This is a genomic window from Streptomyces sp. CB02959 (genome assembly GCF_002803155.1).
Classification (GTDB): Bacteria; Actinomycetota; Actinomycetes; order Streptomycetales; family Streptomycetaceae; genus Streptomyces.
In genome coordinates this window covers 143,805-160,432 of sequence record NZ_NNBP01000005.1, presented here as the reverse complement: position 1 = coordinate 160,432, position 16,628 = coordinate 143,805, and the positions used below count along the sequence as shown (strand labels likewise).

The following is a 16,628-nucleotide window of genomic DNA, read 5'->3' as shown; positions in this document are numbered from 1 at the left end:
CCCGACACCCCTTGCCCCGCCTGCGGCGCCTACGCCCTACGGGTTGAACTGCGTCTTGCCGTCCTTCCCCTGTCCGTGCTCGCCGGCGGGCAGCCGAAGCTGTCCGCAACCACACGTCCATGGCTGGTATGCGGTGCCTGCGGCATCGAGGCCAAGGGACGTAAAGACACAGAGTCCTGAACGACCGTCGGGGCGCGCCCCTTTGTCCGGCCAGACAGGAACGGCGCGCCCCACGTGGTGAGACCACCGTACAGCCGATCTTGCCCGGAGGCTCACCGTGAATCCGACGTACGCCATCGCCGCCGAGACCGTCGCCGCCCTGCGCCGCATCCGCGAATTGTGGGGTGACCTCCTGGCCGCGATCGACATCCCGCCCGCCGAGGTGTGGCCTCCCCGCCAGCTGTCCCACACCCTCAACCCCGAGCCGGACGAACCGCTCCTCCAGCGGCTCCCGTTGACCCTGCGCGAGTACCCGGCGCCGGTCAATCTCGGTGTCCTGGACGCCGGCCGGGCTGTGGAGGAGGCCGTGTTCGCACTGGCCGACGTCCTCGCCGCCGCATGCCAGCGCGCCGCGCCCGGCGACCCGCGCCGCTGGGAGATCCGGAGCGAGACCCGGCCGGGAAGCCGCGCCCACGGCCTGCACTGGGCCTGCGTATGGATCGAAGGCCGCGTCCGAGGTGAAGACGTCAGCCCCGAACATGAGTTGGCCGGCGCTCCACCGTTCCGGCCGCTGCGCGAGGCCGAACAGATCGAGGCACGCCACGTCGCCCGCACCAGCGAGGCCCGCCTCCTACGCGCCCTCGGCCTCGACCACCGCGACACGGTGATCCCCGGCCGGCCCTGCCCCTGGTGTGCTGGCCAACTCACCCTGCATACCGGACCGGACATCCCGCCGGCGGTCACGTGCAGCACCGGGCCGAGCTGCACCGCCCCCGTCCTCATTGACGATCGTGGGCGTCGCGTGTGGCGGTGGCGTGACCTGCCCGCCCTGGCGACCGCCCTCAGCGCCCGAGCATCCGCGCCGTTCGCCAACTGCTCGCGAATTACTCGAAGTTGAGGGCCGCAGCCCCTCGCTGGACCATACGGAAATCGCTACCGTATCTATTACCGCATTCATTGCGGGGCCGGACGTCACCCGGCACCCATCCAGCGAGAGGGAGTACCCCCTATGCACTACGCCACGACCAACAAGGACGACGACGTCCTGCACCGGCAGGACGAAGGAACCACGCGGGCCCTTTGCGGCGAGGACGCGCCCTACGACGTGGACGCCGACGAGGCCGCCTTTGGCCTCATCGCCGGCACCCGGTTCACCTGCGGCCCGTGCGACGTGGCCGCCGCCCACCGGGCGCCGGTCAACTACGGTTTCCGCGCGGCGGACGCCGACAACGCCGACGTGCGCACCGCGGTGCGAGTCCTGGGCGTCGCTGGCTTCGAGCCGGCCCGCGACCCGGACGAATTCCGCACCACGGCCCGCGGGTTCCTGGTGGAGTCGATCGCGCCGGGATGCGTGGACGTGTGCCGCCTCCTGAACGGCCTGCCCGACAAGGGCGAGGAGGCGGAGACGATGCTCACCGCCTATATCCGTGCCTTCCGCATCGCGGGCTGGGAGACCAGCGTGATCTTCGAGGACGACGGCGTCGCCTGCTTCGTCGCCTACCGCCCGGAGGGTGAGGGGGAGATCGCTACCGTGACCGACGACCAGCCGCACAGCCACCCACACTGATCGAGTTCACCGCCGGCCGGGCCCCGCGCCCGGCCGGCGCCTACTCATGAAAGGCATTTCCCCATGGCCGATCCCACGCCGCAGCTGACGTACGACGACGCCGTCCGCATCCGCGGTGACGTCGTGAACCTTCAAGAGCAGCTCGGCCGGATCATTGCCGAGGCGCGGCGCGGAGATGGCAGGCAGAAGCCACGATCCGTCGCGCAGATCGCGCGGGATCTCCAATTCACCGAGGGCCGCATTCGCCAGATCTTGCGCGCCGAGCAAGACGCCGACCCCACCGAATAGAACGGGTCCGCCTCTGGCGACGTCACCGCCGGGCGGACCCTGACCGATACGAAGGAGTACCCCTCCGTATGGCTACCGCCTACCCTACTCGCCCCCGGACTTCAGGCCTTGCCCACTGGGTGCCGCTCATCACGTCCGCGGCGATCACTGCCGGGTTCGCCTATCTGGCGTTCCGGCTGTCCTTCGCCGCCCTGACTGCGCTGGGCCTCCAGCACGGCGTACCGGGGGACATCGTGTGGATGTTCGCAGTCCTCGTCGATGGCGGTGCGGTCGTCGGCACGGTCGGCGTCGTCATGGCCCAGCACGCCGGCCGTGGCGCCCGCCCGTACTGGGCTACCGTGATCGCCTTCGCCGCCATCTCCCTGACGTTCAACATCGCCCACAGCGACGGCACCCCGCTGGGTATCGCCATCGCCGTTACCCCGCCCGTCGCCCAGCTTGCTGCTACCGAACTACTCGTGCGCCTCCTACCAACGCCTGGCAGTGCCACAGTTGCCGCTGCTGCGCCATCGGTTGCCGCTGCCATCGCTGCGGCAGACCGCGCGACCGCCGCCGCCAGCGCCACCACCGCCGCCGCAAACACCGCACGCGCCGCAGCTGATGAGGCGGCAACCGCCGCAGAAGCTGCCGCCCGCGCAACACGGCAGTCCACCGCGGGCGGCACTGCCAACGGCACGCCGGCGACCGACCTGGACCTTGCCGCCCTCATCGCCGCCGCCAGCGAGACACCGCCGTTCACCGCCACCGGCGACGATGAGGCAGCGCCACCAGAACCTCAGCCGCTCGCCGCCACCTTCACCGCCCCACCGTGGCCGGCCGGCGATGAAGCGGACGTCGCCGGCACGGCGCCGGGCCCGGACCTCGTGGTGCCGCAAGAGTGGGTGAACGCCTACCGGCAGGTGTGGCAGGCACTCGGTAAGCGACCCACCCAGAACGCGCTGGGCGATGCGCTCGGAGTTAAGCGCACCAGGGCGAGCCAGATTCGCGAGCGGGTCGAAGAGGCGATCAACACCCCTTGCGCCGTTACCGTTCCGTGATCTAAAGTTGGCGGCGCTTCCGGCGTGCCCGGAAACACCCCAACCCCATAGCCAACCCCGCCACGTTCCCCCGTCGTGGCGGGGTTTCTTCATGCCCGCCGGGAGGTGATCATGCCGACCAGCTCCCCGGGCCTCTTCGACGACGCCCCTATGCCCCCCACGACGTTGGGTCCGCTGCCCGGCATCCAGCCGTTCTCTGTCATCCGAACCGACCTCGGCCCGTGGCGCGAGCGCCGCCGGGCCTGGCACGACCTCGGGATCACCAGCCGCGCCGGCCGTGAACACGTGACCACCTATGCCAGCCGCGGCAAGTTCGCGCAGGAGAAGCTCACGGAGATCAATGGTGGGCTTTCGACCTTCGACCCTGTCCTGGCCGAGACCAGTTATCGCTGGTACTGCCCCGAAGGCGGCAACGTCCTCGATCCGTTCGCGGGCGGCTCCGTCCGCGGACTCGTCGCTGGCAACGGCGGATACCGCTACACCGGCATCGACCTCTCGCCGGTGCAGCTCGACGCCAACGAAGAGCAAGCCGCCGCCTGGCGTGAGAACGACCTACTCGCCGCCCAGCCCGAATGGCTGCTCGGCGACGCCGCCGACGTACTGCCAGAACTCGAAGAAGGCGCGTACGACTACGTGTTCACGTGCCCGCCGTACCACAACTTGGAGAAGTACTCCGATCACCCGGCCGACCTCTCCGCGATGCGCTGGAAGGAATTCGCCCAGGCGTACCAGGAGATCATCGCCGCGTCCGTGCGCTGCCTCGCCGAGGACCGATTCGCCACCTGGGTCGTGGGTGAAGTCCGCAACTCCCTCGGCATGATCCGCGGGCTCATCCCGCTGACCATCTCCGCCCACGAGGCCGCTGGCGCCAGCCTCTACAACGACGCCGTTTTGATGAACACTCTCGGTACGGTGCCGCTGCGCATCGGCAACCAGTGGCGCGCCTCCCGCAAGATCGGCCGCCATCACCAGTACGTCTTGACGTTCGTCAAGGGCGACCCGAAGAGCGCCACCGCCCACATCACCGAAGCCGCCTCGTGAACGGGCTCAGCCTCAGGGCCGTCCAGCCCGAGCGGTCCCACTGCCGCTGCCGTAGTGGTCGGAGTTCGTTGGCGGGTCGTGTTGATCTCGCCGTCCACGCGCGGCGTGCTGGCGTCGGGGTTGCCCGAGCGGGCCGTAGGAGTCCGGTTGGTTTTTCGCAGGACGCCGCTCACACTGGTCGAGTGACCCGCATCCCTTGGCCGCGACGGTCTGGCGCCGCTCCTCCTGCTGCCCCAACGACGAACCCTGGACTTCCTTCGGTGGCAGTGCTGATGGGGGTCGTAGAGCGAGAATACGACCGCCGCTTGGCCAACCTGCGAGCCCTTGATGGGAAGGCAGGTGTCCTCCTCGCGTTCGACGGTGCCGTGGTCACATTGAATCGGGGCCTGCCGTTCGTCTGGCAGGTCCCGAGCATTGCCTTCAGCGCTGCCAGCGCAGTGTTCGCAGCGATGGTGCTGTGGCCACGGGAGATCCGGACTCTCAATCCGAGCCGCCTCGTGGAATACGTCGCCGTCGAAGCCGAGGCGACCATGCTGGCCCTACAGGACCACACCGCTTTGGCGGTGGAACAGATCGAGGCTGCCGCACGGCCCAAGAGAAAGTGGATCAAGATTTCGCTCCTGTGCCTGGCGCTGGCCGCGGCAGCGTTCAGCGTCGGAGTGATCAACCCACATCTTCCTAAGGGAGCCCGCACCCCCCATGGACACCACACAACCGCCAGTCCCCGCCCCGGGTCCCTAAGCGACGACGGCGCCGCCCGGAGCTCCGGCTCTCCCAAGCCGTCCCCAATTGCGCGTTGATCCGCGGATGCTGACCTCCATCGGTGAGGCCCGCTTCTATATCCCGCCCCTGAGGCGGATTGATCCGCTGAGTGGTACGGGTGCAGGAGTCCTCGCCGAAGAACCAACGGAACAGCCCCTGGCGTCTTTTAGTCCATCAGCACATCGACTGCCCCCGGAGCGCACTGACGCGGCGTCGGGGTCAGCGATAGCGTGCTTGCGATGCCGATTGGCCTAGGAGGGCACCGATGCTGGAGCAGGAGTTGAGGGCACTGTCCGCGGCATGCGGGGCCTCGTTGGTAGATGCCGTGGGGACTGACGCCTGGACCGGGCTGCGGCAGGCGGTGGCGGGTTGGTTCGCCCAAGGCGACGCCCAGCGCGAGCGGGTGGAACGGGACCGCTTGGACCAGATCGCGGGCGAACTACAGACCGCGGAGGCCACCGAGAAAGAAGAGGTCAGCGTCTCCTTGAAGGCAGTGTGGCAGACCCGCATCGAAACCCTGCTGAGCAGCTTGGACGACACCGAACGCACCCTCGCCGTCACCCGATTGCGCTGCCTGCTCCTCCAACACGCCCTCAGCACCATCACTCTCCCTTCGCGCCCTCCATTGCAGGTTGATCCGCAGATGCTGACGTTCTTCGGTGAGCTCCGCTCCCGCCCTGAAGCCGATTGATCTGCTGCGTGGTAGAACCGCGGTTCGGGTTCTCCCGAGGGTTCCTAGCCCTGTGTGCTTGGGGCCGGGATCCTCGGTTCCCGGCGGTGTTCGCGTCGCCGATTGGCCTTCGCGGATCGCGTTGGGCGTTTCAGTAGCGCCAAGGTAGAGCGGGGGCACCTGATGGCCTGGGCATCGAGTCGGCGCCGCGCCGAACTGCCGGCGGACTGGGCAACCACGATCCGCCCCCGCATCCTCGCTCGCGACGGCTACCGGTGCACCGCCTACATGCGGGACGGCGGCCGCTGCCCCGCCGCCGCCACGGACGTGGACCACATCGGCGACCGTCACGATCACGGCGACAACAACCTTCAGTCGCTTTGCCGTTGGCACCATAGGCGCAAGACCGCCGCTGAGAGCGCCGTCGCGCGCCGCGCTAAGCGCCCGCCGCTGCGCCGGCGGCCGGCGGAACGCCACCCCGGCCTGCGGTGATCCTCGGCCGCCCTGGGGGGAGCCCCCTCCCCGGCCGGCCTGAACACCGCAAGCGTATTGCGGCTCGGCAGATGTACGAGTCTGGGAACTCTGATTCACATGGTCACGGACAGCCATGTGACGCTGAGTAGCAGGAGGATCCACAGCAGTCCAATGGTGAGCCCTAGGGTGTAATACGTCTCCGCCTTCGTGGGCCAGCCATAATGATGGCTGGCGCGTAGCTTGTTCCAATCTTTGATTGCCTTATCGAGTTCCCTTCTCGCTCTGTCAAATTTCACGCGAGCCACACCAAAGAAGACTGCGTCAACAATCAGTAGGGTGATTTGCAGTGCGGTTAGGTACTTAGGTAGATGGGGCATTAAGTTTGAGTACAGCGTACCCCCAGTCAGTGCCACCCCACCGGCCAGGCCGACCCCTAGCCACGTAATTACATTCGAGCGATTTTGATACGATTCAATTCGCTGTTTCTTGCTATGTTTGGCCAGCTCCTCGGAATCGGATGGCATCCCTAGAAAGTTTTCGAGGTTCTTTGTCACGGGCACTTGAAGCTATTAAAGAAGTCTGCGAATTCGTCGATGTAATGCATGATCTCCTCTTCTTCTAGTCCCGGTTCTCCATTCGCCAGGCGTGCCCCCACCGCGATGGTGAGGAGCTCGGAGAATAGCCGCCAGAACTGAGGGCTGTATTGCGGTCTCCTCTTGGCGTGACGCTTGACAATGGCTGCAATTTCCTCGAAATAGAGCCCGTCAGTAACTAGGTGAGATTCTTCGAGTCGAGACTTCCCTGATTTGAATCCAGTAAGCAATGGGTTGCCGGGGGAAAACCATCGCGCCCCGAAGTCATCTGTCATTAGCTAGCTCGCCGTTCCTCCAGTAGGTGTCGCCAACCAGTAGATCTAATCTGTTTTAGATCAGGCAACTGGCCAATTGGGTGATGACGTGGCGTATTGATGTGGGGGTGTTGCTGATGGCCGGCCGCGGCCCTGCCCCGAAGGATCCCGTGAGGCGTGCCCGCCGCAACGCCGACGTCATGCTGCAAACGATCTTGCCCTTCGAGCGGGCCGCACCGCCCGAACTACCCGACTGGCCGGGGGAAGATGGGGACTGGCCGGTGCGGACGCGGGATTGGTGGCAGGTGTGGCGGGCGTCCCCGCAGGCCGAGCATTTCTCCTCGACGGACTGGGATTTCTTGCTGGATACGGCCCTAATTCACGCTCGCTTGTGGTCCGGTGAGCTCTCGGCTGCTGCTGAACTTCGCCTTCGAGTCGCCAAATTCGGAGCAACGCCAGAGGATCGAGCCCGTTTGCGCATGCAGTTCGCGCCGGATGAGAGTCGCGAAAATTACCCCGAAAGCAATTCGCCTCAATCGGCGAAGAAGCGCTATTCGGCACTGAAGGTCATACATCCCGACGCGAGAGCGTGAGGGATTCCTGAATTGCTGAATTCGCAATGCCGGTATTCCTGCGCCGAGCGAGTGGGCGAGTGGGTAAGTGAGTAAAGTACGTGCGCCAGTGAACGTGCAGGTCAGAGGCTGTACGGTCGTCGGAGCATAGAAGGGCCACCCGACTTGGTGGCCCTTCGGTAGACGTCAACGCGGCCTACGAATCCCTGGTTAGGTGCACGAGTTCGATGAACATCCACACCAAGCTCACAGCGAGCGCGGAAAGCCCCAAAATCGACTGCCCTCCGCTATGATGCTTCGAGTGGCGCCACATCCGTGCGCACCTCCCCTCAAGAGCGTGAATTAATGGGCGCAAGTAAGTGGCATGCAGCACGCCCTAAGTCAATGACGATAAACTGGTGAGCGATTCCTGTCGGCGACTTCTGAAATGAAGTATTTCCGGTTGGGTTTTCCTGGGGGGCGCCGTGCCGTGGCGAGGTCCGAACTACCGGGGAGAAGTTCCGACGTTGGGGTGGCAGGTACTTGATTGGATGGCCGAGTACCTGATCGTCCCGGACGGCCCGGCGGCCGGCGAGCCACTGCTGTTGACCGATGAGCAAGCTCTGTTCGTGCTCCAGCTCTACGCCCTCCGCCCTGACTTCGACGGCCCCGCGATTCGCGGGCGCACTCTGACCAACGGGCGACGCATCCGAAGGGGGGTCCTGTCCCGGCCAAAAGGCTGGGGCAAGTTACGTCTCCTCTCTTAGCTGCGCTCTGCCTTGCGGAGGCGCTTGGCCCTGTAGTTCCGGACGGCTGGGACGCAGACGGCGAGCCTGTGGGCCGGGAGTGGACCTCTCTTGGGTTAAAGGCGAAGGTCCAGATCGTTGCCGTTTCCGAGGACCAGACGGCGAACACGTGGGAGCCGTTGTTGGAGATGGCCCGGAACGGTGGCGTACACGATGCCTACGCCATCGAGCCGATGGAGAGCTTCGTCAATGTCCCCGACGGCCGTATCGAGTACGTCACCTCCGCGGCTTCCTCTCGCGAAGGCTTCCGGCCAGTCTTCGCTGTGCTGGACCAGACGGAGTCGTGGCTCCCCAACAACGGCGGGCGCAAGCTGGCGGCCACGATCCGCCGGAATCTGACCAAGGTCAACGGCGCCAGTGTCGAAACTCCCAACGCCTTTGTGCCTGGCGAGGACTCGGTGGCGGAGCGGTCGTTCGAGGCGTGGAAGAAGCAGCTCGAAGGGAAGACCAAGGCCGACGACGGGCTGCTCTTCGACCACCGCGAAGCACCAGCGGACACCGATCCGGGTGACGAGGCGTCGCTCCTGGCCGGCCTCGCGCACGCCTACGGTGGCAGCGCGGACATGAACGGCGGCTGGGTGAACCTGCGCCGTGTCCTCATGGACTACTGGGATCCCGACACAGACCCACAAGACGCTCGCCGGTACTTCCTGAACCAAGTCACACACGCCTCCGACTCGTGGTTGTCCCAGCCCGAGTGGTCCGGCTGCGCCGCACCGGACAAGGCGGTCCGGGACGGCGAGCGGATCGTGCTCGGCTTCGACGGCTCGCGCCGGCGCCGCAAGGGCGTGACCGATGCGACCGCCCTCATCGCGTGCCGGGTGGATGACGGTCACCTGTTCCCGATCCACGTGTGGGAACAGCCGGACGGCCCGGCCGGTGATGACTGGGAGGTGCCGGTCGCTGAAGTGCTGGCCGCGGTCGATGACGCCTTTCGGCGCTTCGACGTGGTCGGCTTCTACGCCGACCCCGCCAAGTGGGAGGGGCACGTCGCGACCTGGGAGGCCAAGTACGGCGCGAAGCTCCCGGTGAAGTCCACGCGCCAGCACCCCATCGAATGGTGGATGACCGGCGGCCGGTCAGGGTTGATCGTCCGGGCGCTGGACAAGTTCCACGCTGCGGTCGTGGACCGAGAGCTCACCCACAACGGCTCGTCCGTCCTGACCCGGCATGTGCTCAACGCCCGGCGCAGGCCCTCGACCTCTGGCCTCCAGATCGCCAAGGAACACCCTGACAGCCCGCGGAAGATCGACGCCGCGGTCGCCTCCGTCCTGGCCTGGCAATGCCGACTGGACGCCGTCGCTACCGGCGCCCGGAACCGCTCTCGCAAGGTCACGATCCTGCGCTGAAGAAACGGGGGTGCCCTATGACCACCCCGGCCGACCGGCTCACCGACGAGGAAGAGCGCACCCTCAACCGCCTCCATCAGCGGCTCCTCAATGCCCGCGCCGCGTCGGTGCACAGCGGTGGCTTGGACATCCTGGGCCGGTACTACGACGCCGACCGGTACATGCGCTCCATCGGCCTCAACGTCCCGCCCGGGTATGAAGATCTTCGGACGGTGATCGCGTGGCCGGCGCAGGCCGCCGACACCATCGAGGAGCGCCTCGACGTCGAAGGCATTCGCACCTCAACGACTGACGCGCCCTCTGACGTGCTGTGGGACATCTGGCAGGCCAGCGGCCTGGATGAGGAGTCTCAACTCGCCCACGCTGACGCCCTGATCTATGGGCGCTCCTATGTGGTGGTCGGTGCCGACCACAGCGGTGATCCCGCGATCACGGTGGAGTCCCCCTTGTGGATGGCGCACGAGCGCGATCCGCTGACGCGCCAGGTGCGGGCGGCGGCGCGGTTCGTGCAGGACCCGCGCGAGGTGGATCTGCCGCAGTACGCGCGCAGCACCACCACGGTGGCCGCCTCCCTCTTCCTGCCGGGCCAGACCGTGCAGGTGGTCCGCGACGACGGTGGCGAGGCCGGCGCTTGGGTGGTCGTGGACCGGGACGTTCACGGCATGCCGCAGGTCCCGGTGGTGCCGTTGGTCAACCGCCCGCGGGTAGCGGACCGCGCCGGCCGCAGTGAGATGCTCCGCGTGATCCCGGTGGCCGATGCCTGCTGCCGCGCGATCACGAACATGCAGATCGCCACCGAGTTCCAGGCAGTGCCGCAGCGCTACATTCTCGGCGCAAGCCAGGAGGACTTCGAGGACGCTGACGGGAACCCCGTCCCCGCCTGGGAGGCATACCTGGGACGGGTATGGGCGCTGGCCAACGACCAAGCCAAGGCCGGCCAGTTCCCGGCCGCCGAGCTGCGCAACTTCACCGAAGCCATCACCGCCTACGGCAAGATCGCCGCATCGTTGCAGGGCGTGCCCCTTTCCTACTTCGCCGTCGGCGGGGACAACCCCGCCTCCGCGGATGCGATCCGGGCGGAGGAGGCCCGGCTGGTCAAGGCGTGCGAGCGCCGGCAACGCGCGTTCGGGGGGCCGTGGGAGCAGGTGATGCGCCTGGCCATCTGGATCGCCGAGGGCGGCACCCTGCCCCAGGGGCTGGATCGCCTCGCGCTGGTGTGGCGCGACCCGTCCACGCCGACGATGGCGGCGAAGGCGGACTACGTCTCCAAGATGGTGGCCGCCGGCGTCTTCCCGCCCGCCTATGGCCCCGAGGCTCTCGGCTTGCCGGTGAGCGAGCAGGAGCGCATCGCGGAGCTGTGGCGGGAGGCTGACCCTGCCGCTCGCCTGGCCGCATCGCTCGACCGTGCCAGTCGCACGCCTACGCAGCCGGCGACCGCGGATGAGGGGGTGGCCCATGGCACCGGTCAGCAGCCCCCGACAGCTGGCTGACGCGCACCGCCGCGCCCAGGTCGCACTGGCCTCCCACACGGCAGGCCGGGTCATGAGTGACTGGCAACGCATGGTCCAGCCTCGGCGGATCGAGGAGACCGCGCCGCAGTGGATGGACGCGTCTCTGGGCGCCATCACTGCCTCCCGGTCCCGGTCGCGGGGCCTGGCCGCCTCCTACCTGCGGCTCCACCGCGCGCTGAACACCCACACGACGCTCCCGCCCTACGCCCCCGCCCCCGTGACGGAGGCGACCACCCTCGGCAATCTCCGCCGCGACTTCGCCGGCCGGGCGCAGATCCACCTGCCCCCGGCCACGGACGATGGCCGGGCCGTGGTCATCGAAGACGACTACACCTGGCCCGATGAAGACCGGGAAGCCCTCGATGCTGCGGCCCGCACTTCCCTTGCCGTCACCGGCCCCGTGCAGGCCCGGCGGCGCCTTGCCGCAGTCGAAGGCACCGCGGGCCGCGGGCGACTGGATGACACCGACTTCCTCGACGAACTCGACACCCTGATGCGCGACGCCGGCGCATCGGCCGCCGCCGCGGCCGACCGCGAAGTCCTCCGTGGAGGCCGCGATCTCCTTCACCGCGCTTCGTCGGCCGACCCGCGGGTGGTCGGCTGGGCGCGGATGACCAGTTCCGACCCGTGCGCCTGGTGCGCCATGCTCGCCAGCCGCGGCGCGGTTTACCGGTCCCGGGACGCCGCCCAGCTCAAAGGGCACGCCGGGCGGAACGCGCCGCCGATCGATCCCGAAGACCTGGAGAAGTACCACGACCAGTGCCATTGCCAGGTCGTGCCCATCTACTCCCGCACCGCCTGGCTCCCCGAACAGGGCCGGGCTTTCCGGGAGTTGTGGGACGAGGCGACCGACGGGCACACCGGGCGGGACGCGATCAACGCCTATCGGCGCGCCATCGACGCCCGCCGGCGCCGCGCTCGATCCCGCGGCGTGCTGCCCGCACAGGACAGGCCCTCTTTGACCATCCACCGCGCCGCGACCAAGGGAGCGGATCATGACTGACGCGCAGGACACACCGACCACCCCGGAGACGTCACCGCCCGACGCCGTCCATGCCGAACCGCCGGAGCCGGCCCCGGGCAACGATGAATCGGCGCTCCCGGAGTGGGCGCGCGGTGAGCTGACCCGTGCCCGGGACGAGGCGGCCCGGCGCCGGGTGCAGTTGCGCGAGCTGAAGAACCAGCTCGCCGGCATGGCCGACCCCGAAGAGGCCCAGGCCGCCATCCAGCTCGCCCACGACCGGCTCGCGGAGACCGAGCAACAGCTCACCCGCGAGCGCCTGGGCCGCAAGTACGGCCTCCCCGACGCCCTCATCCCCCGCATTGAGGGAGAGGACGAGGAAGCCATGGAACGGGATGCCAAGGCCCTCGCCGACCTGGCCCCGACCGCAGCCGGCCGTCCGCCGCGGCCCGACCCCCTGCAAGGGGGCGGCGAGCCCGCGCCACTGTCCCCGGCGGACCGCTTCGCTCAGATCATCCAGACCCGGCTGCGCTGACGTACGCCCCAACCCTTGTGAAGTGAGGGCCAGTTATGGCTGCACCCCCCGTCAAGCTCTCCGCCATCGAGTCGATACTCCTGCCGCCGGAGATCACCACCCCGATTTTCGACCGGGCGGTGGAGGAGTCCGCGATCATGCGTCTGGCCCGCAAGGTGCCGCTGTCCATGACCGCGCAGACCGCTATCCCCGTCCCGATGGACCTGCCGGTCGCCGGCTGGGTCGATGAGGGCGGGCCGAAGCCCACCGGCACCGCGGGCATGGGCGTCAAGACCATGCAGGGGAAGAAGGTCGCCTGCCTCGTGCCGGTCTCCCAGGAGGTCGCGAACAGCAACGCAGCCGGTCTCTACACGCAGATCCAGCAAGACCTGCCCAAGGCCCTTGCCCGCGCCTTCGACCTCGCCGCGATCCACGGCAAGACCCCCACCGGCGGCCCCGGCCCGTTCGCTGACTTCCTCACCGAGACCCCCTACACCGTCCAGCTCGGCACCGCGCCGCAGAACAAGGGCGGCATCTGGGCCGACCTCGTCGCGGCGATGAAGTTGGTGGTGGACGGGGACGACGACCCGTCGCACCCCTCCGAGGGATACGACATGACCGGCTGGGCCGGTGACCCCCGCCTACGCCCGGACCTGCTGCTGGCCACCGACGTCAACGGCCGCCCGATCTTCCTGGACACCACCACCCCCGGCGTCGGCGCGGTCGGCTCGGGGAGCCTGGTGGGTCTGCCCCTTTCCTACAGCCGCGGTATCTCCGGCAAGGTGATCCGGCAGAGCGGCGCCCGCGACACCGGCCTGCGGCTGATCGCCGGCGACTTCGGCCAGTGTGCCTACGGCGTCGGCATGGACATCACCCTCAAGATCTCCACCGAAGCCGGCTACGTGGACGCAGACGGCACCTGGCACTCCGCGTTCCAGGAGAACCTCGTCCTGCTCCTGGCCGAGGCCCACTTCGGCTTCGTCATCGGCAACCCCAAGGCATTCGCCACCCTGACCTCCAAGGGCGGCGGTAGCTGATGGCCGACCCCCGCCCGCTGAAGATCACGGCCCGGGTGCACGCGTACCCACCCGCCCACAACGCGGGCGGGGAATGGATGCTCCACTCCATGCTCCGCGCCCTGGTGGAGCACGGCCACGAGGTAACGGTGTGGCTGTCGCGGTATGGGCCGATCCCGCACCGCTACGACCTCGATGGGGTGCAGGTGGTCCCGTTCCAGGCGCGCATCGACTTCGCCGACCACGCCCGCCAGTCCGATGTGCTGCTGTCCCACCTGGAGAACGTGCCGCTGGTCGCCTCGCTGGCCCGGGAGTACCGGGTGCCGATGGTCGCGGTCTGCCACAACACCCACGCGCCGACGTTCCGGCACGCGGCCGGCGTCGATCTCGCCGTCTACAACTCGCACTGGATGGAATCCGAGGCCGAGGTGTTCTACGGCGAGTTCGCCGACCACGCCCGGCCGCAGACGACCGCGATCGTGCGGCCCCCGGTGTATGCGGAGGAGTACCGCACGATGCCGGGGGAGTGCGTGACCCTCGTCAACCTCAACGGGGAAAAGGGCGGGGACCTGTTCTGGCGGATCGCTGCCCGGATGCCGGAGACGAAGTTTCTGGGCGTCCTCGGCGCCTATGGGGACCAGATCCGCCCGCCGCAGCCACTGCCGAACCTGGAGATCATCGATCACGTTCCCGGGCACGGTATGCGCGACCGCGTCTATGCCCGGTCCCGTGTGGTGCTTATGCCCAGCGCCTACGAATCCTGGGGCCGGGTCGGCGTCGAGGCCCTCGCCTCCGGCATCCCCGTCATCGCTCACCCCACCCCCGGCCTTGCCGAATCCCTCGGCCACGCCGGCATCTTCGCTGACCGCGACGACCTCGACTCCTGGCTCTCCGCCCTCGCTGCGGTCCTGGAGCCGGACCAGTGGGAGGCGGCCTCACAGCGCGCGCTGGAACGCTCCGCCGAGCTGGACCCCACCGCGGACCTGAAGTTGTGGGCCGACGCCATCGAGGCCCTCGGTGAACGGAGGCGTGGTGACGGCGAGCGTTGATCAGGTCAAGGCGCTGCTCCCGGAAGGGACCGAACTGTCCGACGAGCAGATCCGCGCGCTCATCGCGCAGGCGGAGACGTACCTGTACGGACGCGTTCGGGACCTTGATCGGCGCATAGGCTCCGGCCAAGTCACCCAGGCCACGGTGGATTTCGTAGAGGCGTCCATGGTCGCCCGCGTCGCCCGGAACCCCGAGGGCTACCGAGCAGAGGGCGACGGTGATTACTCCTACCAGCTGGATTCCCGTGCCGCGGCCGGCTTCCTCACCCTGCTCCCCGACGAACTGGCCATGCTCGGGATCAACCGTGGCGCCTTCACCGTCGCGCCCGCCACCCCCCGCCGCTGCCGACACCACCACCGCCCGTGCAACTGCCGGCCCGATCCACCGTGGCCACCGGGGTGGTGCTGGTGAGTCTCCTGGATGACGGCCCCGAGGAGATCGTGATCTATCCCGCGGGGCCGGCACTGCCTGACGGGACCCGCGGGCCCGAAGGGGATCCGGTCACCGTGCGCTGCCGTGTCCAGCCCTTGGCCTCTACCGAATACCCCGAGGGCGGCTACCTCGTGACCACTACCTACCGGGTCATTGCCCGTGCCCTACCCACCGGCCCCTGGTCCCGCATCGTCTGGCGCGACCAGACCTGGACCATCGCCGGCGACCCGGCGCACCGTCGCGGATCACGCCGCACCCAACACGACACCGCGATCATCCGCCGGAGGTGACCATGGTCCGCGTCAACCCCGCACTTGACGCCCACATCGCCCACCTTGCTGCCATCCGCGCCGCGGTGCGCGCGGAGCTGGAGGGCCGGGCCGCCCGTGTGCAGGCCGTAGTCGATAGCCACGTACGCACCGGCCGGCTCCGCGACTCCCTGCGCGTGGAGACGAGCGCAACCGACTCCACCGTCTCCCTCTCCCACCCTCAGATTCTGGCCATCAACTACGGCTACATCGCCGCCAACGGTCGATTCGTCGAAGGCATCCATGCCATCGAGGCAGGCCAAGAATGACCCCCGTTCTTCCCGACACCGACGAGCTGGTGCGTGCTGCCCTGGCCGCCGGGCTACCGGCGGCGAACGTATTCACGCTCTGGCCAGACGACTGGCCCGACCGCCTACCACTCGTAGTCGCCCGGCGGGTTGCCGGCGCAGCCCCGGACCCCCGTGGTTTGGACGCCGCACTTATCGACGTCCAGGCCGCGGCCGGCGACCGGCGCGCCGCCCACCGCCTGGCCAGAGAGGTCCGGGCTGTCCTCTTCGACGCGTGCACCGCTCAGTTCGCGCACGCCGGGGCCGACGGATACCTCTCCCACTTCCGGGCCGAGGCCTCCGGGCCGGCCGAGCTCCGCGACAGCCACCCCACCCCCGGCTCCGACCTCTTCCGCTTCCAAGCCACGTACCAGATCACCGCCCGTCCCCTGCCCACCCACACGCACTCCCATGGAGGTTGACACATGCCCCTCATCGACGAGGCAGCCATCATCCCGGGCACCGGCTTTATCTTCCTTGCCGACCCCGACACCCCGAAGCCGATGGCCATCACCGACCCCCGAAACCCCGGCCCGGCCTGGACCAACATCGGCCACACGTCACTCGACGACATGCCCGAAATCGCCCGCGACGGCGACGACCCCGAAACCATCGGCACCTGGCAGAACGCGAAGCTGCGCCAGACCAGCCCAGACGTGACGTACTCGATCACCTTCCAATCGGTGCAGGCCACCGCGGACACCTACCGGCTGTACTTCGGCGCCGGAAAGGACCGGGTACAGCCCGACGGTTCCTTCCGCATCCCCGCCCGCCCCGAGCCGCAGGTGGCCGCGCTCCTCTTCGTCATCGTGGACGGGCAGCACCTCCTGCCGCTCTGGCACCCACGCACCTCTCTCCTCGGCTCCGACGCTGTGAGCCTGGACGCCACCAAGTTCATGCAGTTCCCCATCACGGCCACCCTCCTCGGCTCCGACAGCCTCGGCGGCGACATCGGTGAATGGGCCACCGTCACCAGCACCGGCCCCAGCTCCTGACCG

23 protein-coding genes are annotated in these 16,628 nt (G+C 68.2%); 21 read left to right on the top strand and 2 right to left on the bottom strand.

Going from position 1 to position 16,628, the window contains the following annotated elements; genetic code table 11:
- Positions 1-277: 277 nt before the first annotated feature.
- The 8 genes from CG747_RS10510 to CG747_RS10475 all read left to right on the top strand — a co-directional run bounded on the left by CG747_RS10510 (position 278) and on the right by CG747_RS10475 (position 6,016).
- A complete protein-coding gene (locus CG747_RS10510) occupies positions 278-1,057 on the top strand; it encodes a hypothetical protein (RefSeq protein WP_100601405.1) in 780 nt (259 codons plus the stop codon).
- Between the two features lie 111 nt (positions 1,058-1,168).
- Positions 1,169-1,726 carry a hypothetical protein gene (locus CG747_RS10505; protein WP_100601404.1) on the top strand — a complete coding sequence of 186 codons (558 nt, stop codon included), beginning with the start codon at positions 1,169-1,171 and terminating at the stop codon, positions 1,724-1,726.
- 63 nt (positions 1,727-1,789) lie between these two features.
- Positions 1,790-2,014: a hypothetical protein gene (locus CG747_RS10500; protein ID WP_100601403.1), complete on the top strand. Its 225-nt coding sequence runs from the start codon at positions 1,790-1,792 to the stop codon at positions 2,012-2,014.
- Between the two features lie 68 nt (positions 2,015-2,082).
- Positions 2,083-3,051, top strand: a complete 969-nt coding sequence (locus CG747_RS10495; RefSeq protein ID WP_100601402.1) for a DUF2637 domain-containing protein — start codon at positions 2,083-2,085, stop codon at positions 3,049-3,051.
- 111 nt (positions 3,052-3,162) lie between these two features.
- Positions 3,163-4,092, top strand: coding sequence for a class I SAM-dependent methyltransferase (locus CG747_RS10490; protein ID WP_100601401.1), 930 nt, complete (start codon positions 3,163-3,165; stop codon positions 4,090-4,092).
- Positions 4,093-4,352: 260 nt separating this feature from the next.
- Positions 4,353-4,892, top strand: a complete 540-nt coding sequence (locus CG747_RS10485; RefSeq protein WP_146022057.1) for a hypothetical protein — start codon at positions 4,353-4,355, stop codon at positions 4,890-4,892.
- Positions 4,893-5,119: 227 nt separating this feature from the next.
- Positions 5,120-5,545 (top strand): hypothetical protein, encoded by a 426-nt coding sequence (locus tag CG747_RS10480; protein WP_100601399.1) that lies wholly within the window; start codon positions 5,120-5,122, stop codon positions 5,543-5,545.
- Positions 5,546-5,707: 162 nt separating this feature from the next.
- Positions 5,708-6,016 carry an HNH endonuclease gene (locus CG747_RS10475; RefSeq protein ID WP_100601398.1) on the top strand — a complete coding sequence of 103 codons (309 nt, stop codon included), beginning with the start codon at positions 5,708-5,710 and terminating at the stop codon, positions 6,014-6,016.
- A 95-nt stretch (positions 6,017-6,111) separates the two neighbouring features.
- Here CG747_RS10475 and CG747_RS47115 read toward each other — a convergent pair whose 3' ends face one another.
- Together CG747_RS47115 and CG747_RS47110 are read right to left on the bottom strand one after the other, a co-directional pair.
- The gene (locus CG747_RS47115; protein ID WP_146022056.1) at positions 6,112-6,552 is read right to left on the bottom strand and encodes a hypothetical protein; all 441 of its coding nucleotides are present in this window, start codon (positions 6,550-6,552) and stop codon (positions 6,112-6,114) included.
- A complete protein-coding gene (locus CG747_RS47110; protein ID WP_146022055.1) occupies positions 6,549-6,866 on the bottom strand; it encodes a hypothetical protein in 318 nt (105 codons plus the stop codon). Before CG747_RS47110 ends, CG747_RS47115 begins: the two co-directional genes overlap by 4 nt.
- A gap of 83 nt (positions 6,867-6,949) precedes the next feature.
- On the opposite strand from CG747_RS47110, the gene CG747_RS49240 reads away from it, so the two are divergent.
- The 13 genes from CG747_RS49240 (at position 6,950) to CG747_RS10415 (ending at position 16,625) form a co-directional block, all read left to right on the top strand.
- Complete coding sequence (locus CG747_RS49240; RefSeq protein WP_257980324.1) at positions 6,950-7,438, top strand: hypothetical protein; 489 nt, start codon at positions 6,950-6,952, stop codon at positions 7,436-7,438.
- 509 nt (positions 7,439-7,947) lie between these two features.
- Positions 7,948-8,163, top strand: a complete 216-nt coding sequence (locus tag CG747_RS49235; protein ID WP_257980323.1) for a hypothetical protein — start codon at positions 7,948-7,950, stop codon at positions 8,161-8,163.
- Positions 8,164-8,330: 167 nt separating this feature from the next.
- Entirely contained in the window at positions 8,331-9,551 is a 1,221-nt protein-coding gene (locus tag CG747_RS10465) for a terminase (protein WP_257980322.1), read from the top strand.
- Positions 9,552-9,568: 17 nt separating this feature from the next.
- Complete coding sequence (locus CG747_RS10460; protein ID WP_180985475.1) at positions 9,569-11,041, top strand: phage portal protein; 1,473 nt, start codon at positions 9,569-9,571, stop codon at positions 11,039-11,041.
- Positions 11,007-12,065 carry a hypothetical protein gene (locus CG747_RS10455; protein WP_100601396.1) on the top strand — a complete coding sequence of 353 codons (1,059 nt, stop codon included), beginning with the start codon at positions 11,007-11,009 and terminating at the stop codon, positions 12,063-12,065. The genes CG747_RS10460 and CG747_RS10455 overlap by 35 nt, the downstream gene beginning before the upstream one ends.
- Entirely contained in the window at positions 12,058-12,558 is a 501-nt protein-coding gene (locus tag CG747_RS10450) for a hypothetical protein (protein ID WP_100601395.1), read from the top strand. Before CG747_RS10455 ends, CG747_RS10450 begins: the two co-directional genes overlap by 8 nt.
- 35 nt (positions 12,559-12,593) lie before the next feature.
- Entirely contained in the window at positions 12,594-13,574 is a 981-nt protein-coding gene (locus tag CG747_RS10445) for a phage major capsid protein (protein ID WP_100601394.1), read from the top strand.
- Complete coding sequence (locus CG747_RS10440; RefSeq protein ID WP_100601393.1) at positions 13,574-14,602, top strand: glycosyltransferase family 4 protein; 1,029 nt, start codon at positions 13,574-13,576, stop codon at positions 14,600-14,602. Before CG747_RS10445 ends, CG747_RS10440 begins: the two co-directional genes overlap by 1 nt.
- Positions 14,586-15,014, top strand: a complete 429-nt coding sequence (locus CG747_RS10435; protein WP_180985474.1) for a Gp19/Gp15/Gp42 family protein — start codon at positions 14,586-14,588, stop codon at positions 15,012-15,014. The genes CG747_RS10440 and CG747_RS10435 overlap by 17 nt, the downstream gene beginning before the upstream one ends.
- A complete protein-coding gene (locus CG747_RS10430) occupies positions 15,011-15,325 on the top strand; it encodes a hypothetical protein (RefSeq protein ID WP_100601583.1) in 315 nt (104 codons plus the stop codon). Before CG747_RS10435 ends, CG747_RS10430 begins: the two co-directional genes overlap by 4 nt.
- Before the next feature lie 2 nt (positions 15,326-15,327).
- Positions 15,328-15,612 (top strand): DUF5403 family protein, encoded by a 285-nt coding sequence (locus CG747_RS10425; protein ID WP_100601391.1) that lies wholly within the window; start codon positions 15,328-15,330, stop codon positions 15,610-15,612.
- Between the two features lie 158 nt (positions 15,613-15,770).
- Positions 15,771-16,052 (top strand): hypothetical protein, encoded by a 282-nt coding sequence (locus tag CG747_RS49230; RefSeq protein WP_257980321.1) that lies wholly within the window; start codon positions 15,771-15,773, stop codon positions 16,050-16,052.
- Positions 16,053-16,055: 3 nt separating this feature from the next.
- Entirely contained in the window at positions 16,056-16,625 is a 570-nt protein-coding gene (locus CG747_RS10415) for a hypothetical protein (RefSeq protein ID WP_100601389.1), read from the top strand.
- Positions 16,626-16,628 lie beyond the last annotated feature (3 nt).

Coding starts and splice junctions, on each gene's coding strand:
- CG747_RS10490 (WP_100601401.1), top strand. CDS start 3,163: ATGCCGACCAGCTCCCCGGGCCTCTTCGACGACGCCCCTATGCCCCCC.
- CG747_RS47110 (WP_146022055.1), bottom strand. CDS start 6,866: ATGACAGATGACTTCGGGGCGCGATGGTTTTCCCCCGGCAACCCATTG.
- CG747_RS10505 (WP_100601404.1), top strand. CDS start 1,169: ATGCACTACGCCACGACCAACAAGGACGACGACGTCCTGCACCGGCAG.
- CG747_RS10415 (WP_100601389.1), top strand. CDS start 16,056: ATGCCCCTCATCGACGAGGCAGCCATCATCCCGGGCACCGGCTTTATC.
- CG747_RS10495 (WP_100601402.1), top strand. CDS start 2,083: ATGGCTACCGCCTACCCTACTCGCCCCCGGACTTCAGGCCTTGCCCAC.
- CG747_RS10460 (WP_180985475.1), top strand. CDS start 9,569: ATGACCACCCCGGCCGACCGGCTCACCGACGAGGAAGAGCGCACCCTC.
- CG747_RS10425 (WP_100601391.1), top strand. CDS start 15,328: ATGGTCCGCGTCAACCCCGCACTTGACGCCCACATCGCCCACCTTGCT.
- CG747_RS10445 (WP_100601394.1), top strand. CDS start 12,594: ATGGCTGCACCCCCCGTCAAGCTCTCCGCCATCGAGTCGATACTCCTG.
- CG747_RS10500 (WP_100601403.1), top strand. CDS start 1,790: ATGGCCGATCCCACGCCGCAGCTGACGTACGACGACGCCGTCCGCATC.
- CG747_RS10480 (WP_100601399.1), top strand. CDS start 5,120: ATGCTGGAGCAGGAGTTGAGGGCACTGTCCGCGGCATGCGGGGCCTCG.
- CG747_RS49235 (WP_257980323.1), top strand. CDS start 7,948: ATGGCCGAGTACCTGATCGTCCCGGACGGCCCGGCGGCCGGCGAGCCA.
- CG747_RS10475 (WP_100601398.1), top strand. CDS start 5,708: ATGGCCTGGGCATCGAGTCGGCGCCGCGCCGAACTGCCGGCGGACTGG.
- CG747_RS10455 (WP_100601396.1), top strand. CDS start 11,007: ATGGCACCGGTCAGCAGCCCCCGACAGCTGGCTGACGCGCACCGCCGC.
- CG747_RS10450 (WP_100601395.1), top strand. CDS start 12,058: ATGACTGACGCGCAGGACACACCGACCACCCCGGAGACGTCACCGCCC.
- CG747_RS49240 (WP_257980324.1), top strand. CDS start 6,950: ATGACGTGGCGTATTGATGTGGGGGTGTTGCTGATGGCCGGCCGCGGC.
- CG747_RS10465 (WP_257980322.1), top strand. CDS start 8,331: ATGGCCCGGAACGGTGGCGTACACGATGCCTACGCCATCGAGCCGATG.
- CG747_RS10440 (WP_100601393.1), top strand. CDS start 13,574: ATGGCCGACCCCCGCCCGCTGAAGATCACGGCCCGGGTGCACGCGTAC.